Origin of the sequence: Clostridium polynesiense (genome assembly GCF_000820705.1) — a bacterium.
Lineage (GTDB): Bacteria > Bacillota > Clostridia > Clostridiales > Clostridiaceae > Clostridium_AA > Clostridium_AA polynesiense.
Map to the genome: position 1 here is coordinate 1 of NZ_CCXI01000052.1, position 13832 is coordinate 13832.

The following is a 13832-nucleotide window of genomic DNA, read 5'->3' on the forward strand; positions in this document are numbered from 1 at the left end:
TGAATTGGAAATAGGGGAGTCATAGGGCACTAGGGCTACCTCACCTAAATACTGGGAGCCTTCATCTGTCTCTATGATAGTTTTTAAGGTGTCATAACCCTTTTCAGCTGTAAAATCAACAGCTTTTCCGTCCTTAAAGGTTATAGAAAAGTTGTCAATTAAATTCCCCCCATAGTTTAAAGGTTTTGAGCTATAAACAATTCCATTTACTCCAGTTTTTTTAGGAAGGGTGAATACTTCCTCAGTAGGCATGTTAGCAATAAATTCAACCCCATCTGCAGTATATTCGGCACCGCCTACCCATATATGATTTTCCGGAAGCTCAATATTGAGGTCAGTACCCTTTGAATTTTTCAAATGTATTGACTTAAAATTATTTTCATTAAGGAAATCCATTGATTTCTTTAGGTTTTCTTTATGTTCTTCCCATGCTGATACCGGATCATCTCTATCTACCCGCACTATTTTAAAGATTGCTTCCCACAGCTTTTCCTTCGCCTCTTCTGAGGAACTGAGAGGAAAAACTTTTTTAGCCCATGCGGCGGTAGGAATTGAAATTACTGACCATGAATTCTTATTACTCATAAGTCTTTCATTATGTTCTTTTAAGGCTGTCTGCCTAGCCTTTTGATATCGTGCTATTCTCTTAGGATCCACGTCCTTTAAAAGTTCAGGGTCTGAGGCGGATATAGACATAAAGCAAGCACCCTGTCTGGAATAATGCAGATAAGAATCTACAATCCATTGAGGTACTTCATCAAAAATATTATCCGGTGCTTTTAGATATTTTATCTTTGATGAAATCTCATCATTCCAGTGAATCACAACTTCACCGGCACCTTCCTCATAGGCTATTTCACTGACCATCCTGGTGAAATCTGCACATTCTATGGGAGACATTACAACTAATGTTTGCCCTTTTTGAACGTTAACACCGGTTTTAACTGCTAATCTGGCATACTTTTTTAAAAACTCCTCATTCATATTGACACCTCTCATATTATAATATATAACAACTGGTAATATATGTAATATTACGTGTTTACAAAAATATTGTCAAGAGCATAGAAAAATATGTAAAAAAATGGAGCTGGTGGTGGGAATTGAACCCACGGCCTGCTCATTACGAGTGAGCTGCTCTACCTCTGAGCCACACCAGCTTATACTTATTGACCACTTAAATATTATATCATAATTTTATGTAAAGTAGAATATAGACTCTAATGAAGGTTCATAAACAAATACAGAGGCATATTAGTATGATTGTTTTATGTGCAGGCAGTATTATAGCTTTTTAGTTAAGATAGTTTTTAAAATAAAAACCAATTTTCATAAATCAGCTGGCTAAAGGCGAAGAAATTCGTCAGAGCATGGGCGATTACCACAACTTGAATGTTCTTGGTTTTAAACATAACTAATCCCCATAGAAAGCCCATAAATGATGCTCCGCCAACTAATGCCCAGACCCCTCCATGATATGACATTCCTTTGGCAAAAAGAAATGCAAAATGCAATAAGGAAAAAAGTATAGTAGGGATAAGATATGCAAGCATAATATTATCTGGATAAATTGCGTTATATGTATATCTCCAAAATAACTCTTCTGATACAGAATTGAAAATTGCATAAAGGACGGTAACAATAATAACGGGAAATGACAGTTTCTTTGCAGCGGGCAGAAAGGCAACAAAGAATGTTGCTAATACCGGTAAAAATGCAATGCTATAATACAAAATTTTATATTTTTGAAAACTAGTACTTTTTATTTTAATAGGGGAAACAAAGAAAATACCCAATAATATTAATATTATATACAAGGCATGTCCGGCAAAGTAACCATAAGTTTTACCTAATAAACTTGTTGATATAGAAAAAATAATTATCATGACAGGAATAAGAATAATAGAATATGTAATTAAGAGTTTAGATTTCGTTTCTTTATACATGATTGCAAATAACCTCCAAAAATTAGAATAATATGTATTAAGCCTATCATATTTTCATCAAAAGAAAAACAGCATATCTCTCCAATATTGGAGAGATATGCTGTTTTTGGTGGAGATAAGGGGATTCGAACCCCTGGCCTCTTGAATGCCATTCAAGCGCGATCCCAACTTCGCCATATCCCCGTACAATATATATTTTAACATGCAATTTAGAAAAGTCCATAGTTTTTTATAATTTATTCTAAATTTAAATTACTTCAAATAAGTTAATTAATGCTATAATATATTCCATAATTTCCCAGGAAATTATGGAAGAGGCAGTTGTTTTTATATAGTGATTTGATGAAAGGTGAAGATAATCCTTTTTAATAACTAGAATTAATATTATTAATAAAAGAAACCTCGCAAAGAGCAAGGCTTCACAAAAGTACACTATACCTTAAAATTAATATGTGATGCTTTTTTTATCATTTCAATTTCTTTGTTGTCATCAACGGATAAAAGCTGTTCATTCATGTGTTTATCAAATTTTAGTTTGTAAAACTCATAGGAGCTGGAGTTATTTATGGGTGACATGATTAAATATCCAGCCTTATTAACAATGAGCTCATCCAATATTTTATACTCTATTCTATTACCTTTTTCATCTCTGAAAGCCATGATTGAATTAACAGTCATAACAATACCCCTTTCTAAGCTATTCATAAGAGTATTGTGTTCATTTAACTGTATTTTAATACTTAATTATTTTTAAAGTATATTTGATAATCCTGTTCTTTTAGCTGCTGAACTCATAACTTTAAAAAGCAATACAGAGGAAACTGTGTTTATTAATATAGAGGGTATAACTACAGTAATAAAAAGTAAATTAAAAGAAGCGGGCAGAGAAAAAAGTAAGTTTGCAGAGAATAAGAATACCGTTCCGCTTACAAGAGTCCCTGAGGCAGACAAAAGTCCTATTTTAATGGAGTTTTTAATATTGTTTATCCTACTGTTTCTTTCAAAAAATAGAATCATTAAATATACTAAATTGCTTGTAATTATTTTATCTATAAAATTAGGTATTTGTCCTCCGGGAAAAGTTGTGGTTAAAGCGGTGAGTATCCCGGATACAGCACCGATAATTACAGTCATCTTATAGTCTTTGCTTATAAATATTGTTATGAACATCATGGATAATAAAAAATCGGGTTTCATTCCAAATATTGGAGGTGCAAACTGATGAAGCATTAATCCTATAGACAGAAGTAAAGCATTAAGTATTAAGTTTTTAGTTTTCATAGTAAATCTCTCCTTAATTAAATAAAGTGTATTTATCATTTTGATAGATTGATCTGATTTATAAGAAGAACTTCATTTCATATTCTGCACCTCCTTAGAAAATTATCTTTATAAATAAAAAAACTCCACCCCTATATAGGGCGAAGTTAACTCGCGGTACCACCTAAATTATGCTTAAAAGCATATCTTTTTCAGACACAAACATGTCCTATCGCTTTAACGGGCGAATCCCGATAAGGACTACTTCCAATAAGGTTTCGGCTTATTCCTATAAGGTCCATTCACTAAATACTGCTGTATTGAGATCGCACCATCCTCAACTCTCTGAAACGTAAGTAATTCAGCTACTCTTCCTCTTCATCGGATTAATTAATTTTATCATTTTAAAAGTATACTGTCAATTAGTGCTTTAAATTATGAAAGTTATATAACGAGTTAACAAAAACTGTTAATGATTAATATTGATTGAAGGGTACATTATTAATATACTCTATATAAATGAATTGTTTAGTAATATAATTATTCTAGGAGGTGAAAATATTTTGGTTAACACTTTTTGGCTATTACTATTTATAATTTTAGCGGTATTTAATTTGCTGTTTAATTATTATGATAATAAAAAGGGGATTCATTTCACTAAGCCATTACTGATGCCTAGCTTAATGATTTATTATATTTATGCGACTGAGGGTTACAGTTATTTAATATTGGCTGCTTTATTTTGTGGTTTTTTGGGAGATACATTCTTACTAAACCATGAAAAACATTTCTTAAAAGGTTTGATTTCCTTTTTTGTAGGACATTTACTGTATATAATATATTTTGCAGGGGAAATATCTTTTAGCAGCTTAAGATTTATAGACATGGCTTGGATCTTATTATATATAGGGTACGCTTTAATTCTTGTAAAGTATTTGATGCCTTACCTTGGAAGCATTAAAATATTGGGAGCTTTATATATGGGAGTCATTATGATAATGAGCTATATGACTTTGTTAATAGTAATATATAATCCAGGTATAATGAGTATTTTAATGTTAATAGGAAGCCTGCTGTTTATAATCTCAGATTCTGTACTGGCATTTAATGCCTTTAAGGGTAAAATAAAATATTCTGGTTTTATTATTATGAGCACCTATATTGCTGCACAATTTTTGATAGTTTTAGGGGCGATTTAGAAATATAGTTTTATCACTGAGATTACTAGACATTTATTTAAATTCACTTATAAGAAGAATTCACTATATTACTGCATTAAATTTAAGAAGGAAAAATTTAAAAAATATAGAAGTTTTATAATAAGTCTAAAAAGGAGGAAGAAAATTATGGTTAAGCATATAGTAATGTGGAGGATAAAGGATCATGCAGAAGGTAAAAGTAAAAAAGATAACTGCCTTTTAATAAAGAATGACCTAGAGGGACTTAAGAGTAAAATACCGGGGATCATTAACATAGAAGTAGGAATAAATATACTAATGGACAATGCCGCCTATGATTTAGTTCTATACTCTGAATTTGAAGATTATGAAGGATTAAATCAATATCAAAATCATGAAGAACATCTTAAAGTGGCAAAATATATAGGTTTAGTAAAAGAAGACAGAATAGTGGTTGATTATGAAAAATAAATGGGGTAGTTTATGGCAGATATTATTTTGAAGGCTATAGAGATTACAGATGGAAAAGAACTATTAAAAATGATACGTGAGATAGGACCTGGGGAAAATGGCTTTGAGAATAGATATTATGACATGCCTGAAGGTTTTTTTGAGTATTTTAAAGAGGATAGAATAAAGGAGTCTAAAGGAATAGGACTAAATCGAGGATATGTAAAACAAAGTTATTATGTGCTTTACCATAATAGTAAGCCTGTAGGGTTAAGTAAATTGAGACACAGCCTTACACCTTTACTTTTTAAAAAAGGAGGTCATATAGGTTATTCCATAAGACCCACGGAAAGAGGAAAAGGTTATGGAAATATTATTCTAAAGGAAACATTGAATAAGGCTAAGGAACTGGGTATAAGAAAGGTGCTGATAACCTGTAAAGAAGATAATTTATACTCAAAAAGGATCATAGAAAAAAACGGAGGCAGAATTGAAGATGTTGTAGAGGGGATCTGCAGATATTGGATAAAGCAATAATTTAATAAATTTAACTATAAATCAAGGAAGCCTGGAGCTTCCTTAATTTATAACAGAATCAAAATGTATTTCCTTAGAATTTTTAAAAATTTTTATGGTATCAATTTTTTCTGGAGGATTAAACTTATAAAGGAGCTTACTATAGAGCTCTTTATGCTTATAATAGCTGCTGTACTCCTCATTAAAGTAAATACTCAAAATATTATCTTCTATTATTATTTTTATATCTCTAAAACAGATGCTTTTATCCTCTGACATATTAGTACTGCCGTTTAAAAATAGATATAAGTTTTTATTATTATCATTATAGAGATACACACCATTCTTGTCCTCGCAGATGTTTAAAAAGGCTTTAACTCTTTTATTTGTATTTTTTATATTTATCTTTGAAGGGTATACATACTTATCTTTACTGCAGGCAGTTGTTGTTATCGTAAATATAAATATAATAATAAAAACAAAATATTTAAGCTTCACAATTATACCTCCTAGTTTGATAAAACATATGATAAGTTAATTATGAAATAGAGTTATATATAAATTATAGCATTTAATACAAATAATGTAAGTAACATTATTAAGGAAATTAAAGTTATATTATATTTATATTCAGAACGATTATTTTAGTTTCTGTAACGGTGTTTCCCCACGGGGATAAAGAATATATAAATCCAGAGCTAAAAATATGATTCTATACATATTAAAATGTAAAGGATACTCGATTAACTATTGAAATACGAAATGATTTGATTTATAATTTTACTTATAATATCTATATATTCAAATATAGTAATATATAGTTTTAAGTATATATTTCGAACAAGGAGAGATTAATTCAATGAATAGTTTTATATTTTTTGCAGCAGCTGTATTAATGATTCTTCTGTTAAAGGGAAAGCTCTCAAAAGTAAATCACCCTAATGTAAAAAACATAACAGCAGAAGAAGGTAAAGAGTTGATAGAAAATAATAAAAATGTGTTAGTTTTAGATGTGAGAACAAAGGATGAATTTGCCAGAGGACATATAAAAAATGCTAAACTCATCCCTGTTAGTGAGTTAGATCAGAGGTTAAGCAGTATAAAAAGCTATAAGGACAAGCCTGTCCTGGTTCACTGTGCATCCGGAGGGAGAAGTCCAAGAGCAGTAAAACTTCTTTTGAAAAATGAATTTACCCAAATATACCATCTATATAGAGGGTTGAATTCGTGGAAGTATAATTTAATTAAAAAATAGTTATTTAGAATTGCCGCAATGCTAACGTACTGAAGCTTTGCGGCATATTATTTATATTTTTCAATTAGTAAAATAATTTAAAGGATTATTATGGTTTCTATAGAATTACCAATATGAACTATTCAATACTTTAGATAAATATAAGGAGGATTACCATGGAAGGACCTAGAGCATGCAAAAAAGATGAAATTCAGCAAGTCATAAGCCTAACCAATGAAACCTTTAGAAATTCACCGGGTATGTTTAAAACTATGCATAAAGAGTTTCCTTTGCTTCTGTCTGAGAAAAACTTAGATAATATGAGAGTAATATCCGTAGATGGAGAAATAGCTGCAGATGTTAATTACTATCCTACGATGATGGATATTGAAGGAAGCAGGATAAAAGCAGCATCTATTGGAGCTGTCTGCACTGATGATAAACACAGAGGTAAAGGATATGCTTCAATAATATTAGATGATATAGAAAAGAGACTGTATAAAAATAAAACGCATTTACTTTTTGTATCTGGAGGCAGAAGTCTGTATATAAGAAGAGGCTGCACTTTTTGCGGTAAATTTTATGAGCTGAAGATAAATAAAGAAATGCTTAATGAAATTCCTGTACTGTCCTCTATGAAAGTAGAGGAGCTTGCTGATTATAATGCAGAAATGTTTATTAATCTATATAATAGAGACAGCTCAAGATTTATTAGAAGCTATGAAGAATTTAACAGCTTATATTCCGGAGCCACTACTGTTTGGGGAGATTTTTATTATAAAACCTACGTTGTTAAGCTTCAGGATGAATATATAGCATATTTCATTATTAGAGTAAGAAAGAATGAAAATAATAAACCCTACGGAATAATGGTGGAATATGCCGGCGATATTAATGGGATTATAAAGGGAATAAAAGAAGCTGCAAATTTAAATGATTTAGATGAGGTTATGATTAGAAGTGAATATAGGGATGCAATGAGTAGTTATCTTCTCAGCCTCAATGCTTCTCACAAGGAAATAAATCAGCTGGGAACCGTTAAGATCATTCATTTTACTGACTTTATGAATAGCCTTTCAGATTATTTTAAACAGAGACTAACATCTGAACAGTTCAATAAACTCAGCTTTTATGAGGAAGGGTCGGATAAAGTAATAAGATATAAAGAAGAAATTATCCTTTTAAAAAGTACACAAAGTGAAAAACTTATATTAGGAGAATGGGAAGATATTAAAAGCAATTGGGATATATCTTTAGAATTTAAGAACGTATTAGATAAAATATTCCCAATACATATACCCTGGGTAGGAAATTTAAACTATCAGTAGCATTTTATTAGAATCTTTTGATAACTAACTTCAAAAGGCGGCTTTAGCTGCCTTTTATATTTTTATTTAACTTAATAAGTATAGGTAAATATTACTACAATAAGGTATAATAGTAATAATATTATCGATACTATTATTACACAACATTCAATGTCACAATAAAAGAAATTATGAAAGGAGTAATTAAATGATATTAGAAAAAGATAAGCTATATAACGGCTTTAAACTTAATGAAATAAAGCAGATAAAAGAAATAAATTCTAAAGCATTGATATTTGTTCATGAAAAGACAGGAGCAAGACTTTTTAAGCTTCAGAATTCCGATGATAACAAAGTATTCTCTATCGGTTTTAGAACTCCTCCGGAAAACAGTACCGGAGTTGCCCATATTATCGAACATTCTGTTTTATGCGGATCAAATAAATATAGAAGTAAAGAACCTTTTGTTGAATTATTGAAGGGTTCAATGAATACCTTCTTAAATGCTATGACATTCTCAGATAAAACAATTTATCCTGTAGCAAGTAGAAATGAAAAAGATTTTCACAATTTGATGAATGTGTATTTAGATGCTGTGCTGCATCCTCTCATATATGAAGAACCTTTGATATTTATGCAGGAAGGCTGGCATTACGAACTAGAAACTGAGGAAAGCGATTTAACCATAAATGGAGTAGTATATAATGAAATGAAAGGGGTTTATTCCTCACCGGATTCCCTTTTGTATAGATATATACCTGCTTCAGTCCTTCCGGATACCACTTACGGAGTGGATTCAGGAGGAGACCCTGAAGTTATACCTGAACTCACTTATGAGTATTTCATAAACTTTCATAAAAAGTACTATCATCCATCTAATTCTTATATTTTTCTATATGGTGATGGTGATACAGAAGAAGAATTAAAACTTATAGACACATATATTAAAGAATATGATAAAATTTCCTCATATTCAGAAATTAAAATGCAAAAACCTTTTACAGAAAGGAAGGAATTTTCTGTTCCCTATACTATATCCAAGGAAGAAGAAGACAAAGATAAAACTTATTTAAGCTTAAATTTTGTTATAGGAAATGCTATGGATGGGGAGCTTAGCTTAGCTTTTCAGATTTTAACATATTTACTGCTGCAAAATCCAGCAGGACCATTGAAAAAGGCTTTGATTGAAGCGGAAATAGGAAAAACCGTTGTAGGTGACTTTGACAGCAGCAGTAAACAGCCTATATTTACAATAGTATTAAAAAACTCTGAAGAAAAAAATAAAGAAGTATTTAAGGATGTAGTTTTTAATACGTTAAAAAAACTTGTTTCTGAAGGTATAGATAAAGAGCTTATAGAAGCAAGCATTAATTATCAGGAATTTCTGTTAAGAGAAAGCGATTTTAGAGGCTATCCTAAAGGGTTAATTTATTATATGGCTTCTATGGAAAGCTGGCTTCATGATGAAAGTCCATTAATCCCTCTAGAGTACGATGAGCAATTTAAGAAGATTAAAAAAGCTCTGCATTCACCTTATTTTGAAGAGTTAATAGAAAAATATATATTAAAGAACCATCACTGCTCTATGGTAATATTGAAACCAGAAAAGGGATTAGGTGAAAGAAAGAACAGAGAGCTTGAGAAAAAGATGAAGGATTATAAATCATCCTTAAGGGAAGAAGAAATAAAAGCTATAATTGAAAATACCAAAAGACTTAGAGAAAGACAGAACTCACAAGACAGTGAGGAGGTACTGCATACCATTCCGCAGCTTGCTCTAGGGGACATAGATAAAAAAGCAGAGTGGCTTCCAATAGAGGAAAGGATAAATAAGGATATAAAAATTCTGTATCACAATGTATTCACAAATAAAATAGCTTATTTGAATTTTTTCTTTGATGCTGATGCTGTGCCTGTGGAACTTGTGCCTTATCTCCGACTTCTAGGGGATTTATTAGCTAAGGTGAGCACAGAAAGATATAGCTATGAATCTTTAAATAACAAAATAAATATAAATACCGGTGGTATTAGCTTCACTGTAAATGCATTTACTCATAAGGATAATATCAAGGAATTTAAACCTTTGTTTGCGATTAAGTCCAAAGCCTTAGTAGAAAAGCTTCCTGAGCTTTCCGAGATATTGAAAGAGATAATTGAAAATACTAAGTTTAATGAAAAACAAAGGATGTTATCATTAATCAGAGAACAAAAATCTAGGATGGAAAGCATTATCTATAATAACGGAAACAGCATTGCAAGCTTAAAGGTACTGGCCAATTTAACTCCTAAAGGGAGATATGATGAGTCTATAAGAGGTTTAAGCTATTATAAATTCCTATGCGGCTTGGAAAGCAGCTTCCATGATAATTTTCAAGGTATTTCTGATAAATTAAATATAGTAAGGGATTTAGTTTTTAATAAAAACAGGCTTGTGGTAAGTTATACTTGTGGAGAAGAGGACTATCCAAAGCTTGAGGAAGTATTGGATACTGTAGGAAGCTCCTTAAAGGACTGGGAAAATAAAAAAGAAAATTATGATTTTGCTTTAGAAAATCACAACGAAGGTCTAACCACTGAAGCAAAGGTACAATATGTGGCAAAAGGATTTAACTATAAAGATCTTGGTTATACCTATAATGGTGCACTGAGGGTTATTGAAAACATATTAACATTAGATTATCTCTGGAATAGGGTAAGAGTAATTGGTGGAGCCTATGGTGTAAATGTTAATGTATTAAAAGACGGAAATGTTTATATTTCATCCTTTAGAGACCCTAAGCTTAAAGAAACCATTAAAGTATACAATGAAATATCCGATTATTTAGAGAATTTTCAAAGCACGGAAAGAGAGATAGTTAAATATATACTGGGTACTATCAGCAGGCTGGACTTCCCTTTAACACCTTCAATGATAGCAGACGTATCAGACAACCGATATTTTGCAGGTATAACTTATGAGGAACTTCAGCGTGAAAGAGATGAGGTATTAAGCTTTAATGAAGAAAAAATTAAATCCTTCAGCGAGCTCTTTAAAAAAGGTATGGAAGAAAACCATCTATGCGTGTTAGGGAATAAAGAAAAGATTATAGAAAATAAAGATATGTTTACTAAAATACAGGAAGTTTTCTAAAATATAGCAAAAAAGCAAATAATAAAATATTTATCCTTTAAAGGCTATGAGATAAAATATGCTCATGGCCTTTTTTAATAAATCAATATTTAAATATATTTTTAAGATTTTATTAAATGTGAAATTTAATGCTGAATCTATTATATAATACAAAAAAGTATAATTAATATTACTAAGGAGGAAAGAAGATGAATACTTTTATCCATAGAAGTATTGATGGTGAAAGAGAGAGACTTAAAAATATTACTTTAACTTTATTTAACGCATCCTTTATATATAATTTTATTGGAATACTAATAAAAACTCTAATATTTATGATGATAATAGGTGATGACAAAGCTTCAAAGCTAAACACTGAAATAATTAACATAAAAAATCCATCACTTTTAATATATATAAGCTTTATAACCATAGCTTTAAGCCTTGGTTTTTTATTTAGAAAAGCAAAATGGTCATTTCTTGTTATTAATGCAGTTATAACGTTAATATATTTAGGTGACATTTTATATTATAGGAGCAACAGTTCCTTTTTGAACCCACACATGCTTCAGCTTACATCTAATTTGGAAGATTTAAGCCATAGTATTTTTTCCTTGTTTAGAAGCATTGATCTGCTCCTTATTGCTGACATTTTGATATTTATACCTTTTTCAATTTACATGAAACCTAATAATTACAGAAGGAAATCAGTATTTGCCCTATTATTTTTAATCTCAGGGATTTTTCTTCTTTCAACATACATAAATTTAGATGTGATAAATGCAGAAGAAAGAGATGAAAAGTTCTTTTCTGTGAGCTGGGCTCCTAATGAAACCATGTATGCTTTAACGCCCATTGGTTATCATATTGTAGATGCTGTTAAGTTCATTAGAGAAAGCAAGCCTCTGGAGCTAGATCCTCATGAAAAGGAAGAAATATATAGTTGGATTGCCGGTCAAAAAGAAAATCTTCCGGATAATAACTTTAAAGGACGCTTAAAAGGTAAGAATCTCTTAATAATTCAGGTTGAGTCCTTGGAAAATTTCGTTATAGGGCAAGAGGTAGAAGACCAGGAAATAACTCCATACCTAAATAAGCTTTTGAAAAACTCTATTTATTTTAATAATTTCCATGAACAAACCTATAAAGGAACTACTTCCGATGCGGAATTAATAAGCAATACATCAATTTTACCTGTAAGATCCGGAAGTACATTTTTCAGATTTCCTAATAATCATTATCCTGGATCACTTCCAAATCTTTTAAAGAAAAGAGGTTATAGTACAGTGGCAGCTCATGCAGATAAAGGCAGCTACTGGAACTGGGTAAATGCTCTTTCTTCAATAGGCTATGATAAGTGTTTCGACATTACAGCCTTCGAAGAGGATGAAAAAATTGGAATGGGGCTAAGTGATGAAAGTTTCTTTAAGCAGCTTGTAGATATAATTGAAAAGCAAGGACAGCCGTTTTTAAATTTTGCAGTAACACTGACAAATCATGGTCCTTTCACACTGCCTGAGGAGCATAAGGAGCTAAAGCTAGAACAAGAACTTGAGCAGTCAATTTTAGGAAAGTATTTTCATACAGTAAGGTATACCGATAAGCACATAGGTATGTTTCTTGAGGAATTAGATAAAAGAGGAATACTTGATAATACTGCAGTAGTGATTTACGGAGACCATGAAGGTATTAACAAATATTATGCTGATGAAGTAGAAAAGCTTCCGGAAAAGTATCATTTTGCTTTAGAAAATGACTTAAGGGTTCCGCTAATAATATATTCAAAGAATATAAAAGGTAAGGTCTTTGACACAACTGGAGGACAAGTAGATACTCTTCCTACTCTGTCTTATTTGATGGGCATTGAGGATTCTGAGCTAGAGGAAGCAACAATAGGAAGAAATTTATTAAATACAAATAAGGATTTTGTTGTTACAGCCTTAGGTGAGCATAAAGGAAAAGCAGAACATCCTGAGGAGATAGAAAACAGAATAAAGTCTTTAGAAATAAGTGATAAAATAATTAATTCAAATTTATTTAAGATTGAAGACGAATAATACAAAACACCAATTAGTTAAAGGAGTATGCCTTTTGTCTAATTGGTGTTTTGTAAATTTTATAGCTTGTGGGTACAAGATATATAATTTTCAAATTCTTTAACAGTCATAGGTTTACCAAAGTAAAATCCCTGAATTTCGTCGCAGCCGTAATCCTTTAAAATAGTATACTGTTCGATATTTTCAACCCCTTCAGCTACAACTTTAATGGATAAATCGTGAGCTAGGGTAATAATACTCAAAACTATAGAAGCTTCTCTCATATCGTTATTGATGTCTTTTATAAAAGCTTTATCAATTTTCAAATAGGTAATGGGAAGCTGTTTTAGATAGGTTAATGAAGAATATCCAGTGCCGAAATCATCTAAAGCAACTTCAATACCCATAGAATTCAGTATTTTTATGGTATTGATAGTTTGATTTATATCTTTTAATGCAGTGCTTTCAGTAATCTCAAACTTAACTAAATAAGGTTCGATTTTATAATTTTGAAGAACAGTATCTATAAATTGAATTAGATTTTGCTGCTGAAATTGCAAAGGAGATAGATTTATAGAAACAGGTACAACCTTAATGTCATTATCAAGCCAGTACCTAATCTGTCTTATTGCTTTTTCTATAATCCTTTCACCTATATTTACAATTAATCCTGTATCCTCAGCGGTAGGGATGAATTCATTTGGATTGATAAATCCTTTTTCAGGGTGACACCATCTTATCAAAGCTTCGGTACCTACAACTTCTCCTGTTAAAACTGAAACTTGAGGTTGAAAAT

General features: G+C 31.0%; 13 protein-coding genes, 2 tRNA genes and 1 other annotated feature. Of the genes, 7 read left to right on the forward strand and 8 right to left on the reverse strand.

The genetic code is table 11. The features are described 5' to 3' along the window. The 6 genes from TA89_RS05045 to TA89_RS05070 form a co-directional block, all read right to left on the reverse strand. On the reverse strand, nt 1–984 hold a 984-nt coding region (locus TA89_RS05045; protein WP_040211431.1), incomplete at its 3' end, for an aminopeptidase. A 101-nt stretch (nt 985–1085) separates the two neighbouring features. Next, a tRNA-Thr gene (locus tag TA89_RS05050) sits at nt 1086–1160 on the reverse strand. A gap of 150 nt (nt 1161–1310) precedes the next feature. Continuing rightward, nucleotides 1311–1946 carry a CPBP family intramembrane glutamic endopeptidase gene (locus tag TA89_RS05055; protein ID WP_040211434.1) on the reverse strand — a complete coding sequence of 212 codons (636 nt, stop codon included), beginning with the start codon at nt 1944–1946 and terminating at the stop codon, nt 1311–1313. Between the two features lie 107 nt (nt 1947–2053). Further along, nucleotides 2054–2129 (reverse strand) — tRNA-Ala (locus tag TA89_RS05060). Between the two features lie 249 nt (nt 2130–2378). Next, entirely contained in the window at nt 2379–2624 is a 246-nt protein-coding gene (locus TA89_RS05065) for a DUF1292 domain-containing protein (protein ID WP_040211435.1), read from the reverse strand. A 72-nt stretch (nt 2625–2696) separates the two neighbouring features. Beyond that, nucleotides 2697–3227, reverse strand: a complete 531-nt coding sequence (locus tag TA89_RS05070) for a tryptophan transporter (RefSeq protein ID WP_040211436.1) — start codon at nt 3225–3227, stop codon at nt 2697–2699. A 133-nt stretch (nt 3228–3360) separates the two neighbouring features. After that, nucleotides 3361–3597: a binding site (T-box leader), on the reverse strand. A 223-nt stretch (nt 3598–3820) separates the two neighbouring features. Here TA89_RS05070 and TA89_RS05075 point away from each other — a divergent pair. From TA89_RS05075 to TA89_RS05085, 3 genes are all read left to right on the forward strand, one after another. Next, complete coding sequence (locus TA89_RS05075) at nt 3821–4405, forward strand: lysoplasmalogenase (protein WP_278246212.1); 585 nt, start codon at nt 3821–3823, stop codon at nt 4403–4405. Between the two features lie 147 nt (nt 4406–4552). Continuing rightward, complete coding sequence (locus TA89_RS05080; RefSeq protein WP_040211440.1) at nt 4553–4855, forward strand: Dabb family protein; 303 nt, start codon at nt 4553–4555, stop codon at nt 4853–4855. A gap of 12 nt (nt 4856–4867) precedes the next feature. After that, nucleotides 4868–5371: a GNAT family N-acetyltransferase gene (locus TA89_RS05085; protein WP_040211442.1), complete on the forward strand. Its 504-nt coding sequence runs from the start codon at nt 4868–4870 to the stop codon at nt 5369–5371. A 42-nt stretch (nt 5372–5413) separates the two neighbouring features. On the opposite strand, the gene TA89_RS05090 is transcribed toward TA89_RS05085, so the two are convergent. After that, a complete protein-coding gene (locus TA89_RS05090; protein WP_040211445.1) occupies nt 5414–5848 on the reverse strand; it encodes a hypothetical protein in 435 nt (144 codons plus the stop codon). A 361-nt stretch (nt 5849–6209) separates the two neighbouring features. Between TA89_RS05090 and TA89_RS05095 the strand changes: the two genes are divergently transcribed. From TA89_RS05095 to TA89_RS05110, 4 genes are all read left to right on the forward strand, one after another. Beyond that, nucleotides 6210–6605, forward strand: a complete 396-nt coding sequence (locus TA89_RS05095) for a rhodanese-like domain-containing protein (RefSeq protein WP_040211447.1) — start codon at nt 6210–6212, stop codon at nt 6603–6605. A 155-nt stretch (nt 6606–6760) separates the two neighbouring features. Beyond that, nucleotides 6761–7912, forward strand: coding sequence for a GNAT family N-acetyltransferase (locus TA89_RS05100; protein ID WP_040211450.1), 1152 nt, complete (start codon nt 6761–6763; stop codon nt 7910–7912). 187 nt (nt 7913–8099) lie between these two features. Further along, entirely contained in the window at nt 8100–11021 is a 2922-nt protein-coding gene (locus tag TA89_RS05105; RefSeq protein WP_040211452.1) for an insulinase family protein, read from the forward strand. Nucleotides 11022–11209: 188 nt separating this feature from the next. Beyond that, nucleotides 11210–13057 carry an LTA synthase family protein gene (locus TA89_RS05110; RefSeq protein WP_082023853.1) on the forward strand — a complete coding sequence of 616 codons (1848 nt, stop codon included), beginning with the start codon at nt 11210–11212 and terminating at the stop codon, nt 13055–13057. 59 nt (nt 13058–13116) lie between these two features. Here TA89_RS05110 and TA89_RS05115 read toward each other — a convergent pair. Continuing rightward, nucleotides 13117–13832, reverse strand: a 716-nt coding sequence (locus tag TA89_RS05115; RefSeq protein ID WP_040211454.1) for a putative bifunctional diguanylate cyclase/phosphodiesterase, incomplete at its 5' end; no start/stop codon positions are given.

Bases quoted from the DNA above. Each gene is read 5' to 3' on its own strand.
- TA89_RS05105 (WP_040211452.1), top strand. From the start codon at position 8,100: ATGATATTAGAAAAAGATAAGCTATATAACGGCTTTAAACTTAATGAA.
- TA89_RS05065 (WP_040211435.1), bottom strand. From the start codon at position 2,624: ATGACTGTTAATTCAATCATGGCTTTCAGAGATGAAAAAGGTAATAGA.
- TA89_RS05070 (WP_040211436.1), bottom strand. From the start codon at position 3,227: ATGAAAACTAAAAACTTAATACTTAATGCTTTACTTCTGTCTATAGGA.
- TA89_RS05085 (WP_040211442.1), top strand. From the start codon at position 4,868: ATGGCAGATATTATTTTGAAGGCTATAGAGATTACAGATGGAAAAGAA.
- TA89_RS05100 (WP_040211450.1), top strand. From the start codon at position 6,761: ATGGAAGGACCTAGAGCATGCAAAAAAGATGAAATTCAGCAAGTCATA.
- TA89_RS05080 (WP_040211440.1), top strand. From the start codon at position 4,553: ATGGTTAAGCATATAGTAATGTGGAGGATAAAGGATCATGCAGAAGGT.
- TA89_RS05110 (WP_082023853.1), top strand. From the start codon at position 11,210: ATGAATACTTTTATCCATAGAAGTATTGATGGTGAAAGAGAGAGACTT.
- TA89_RS05055 (WP_040211434.1), bottom strand. From the start codon at position 1,946: ATGTATAAAGAAACGAAATCTAAACTCTTAATTACATATTCTATTATT.
- TA89_RS05095 (WP_040211447.1), top strand. From the start codon at position 6,210: ATGAATAGTTTTATATTTTTTGCAGCAGCTGTATTAATGATTCTTCTG.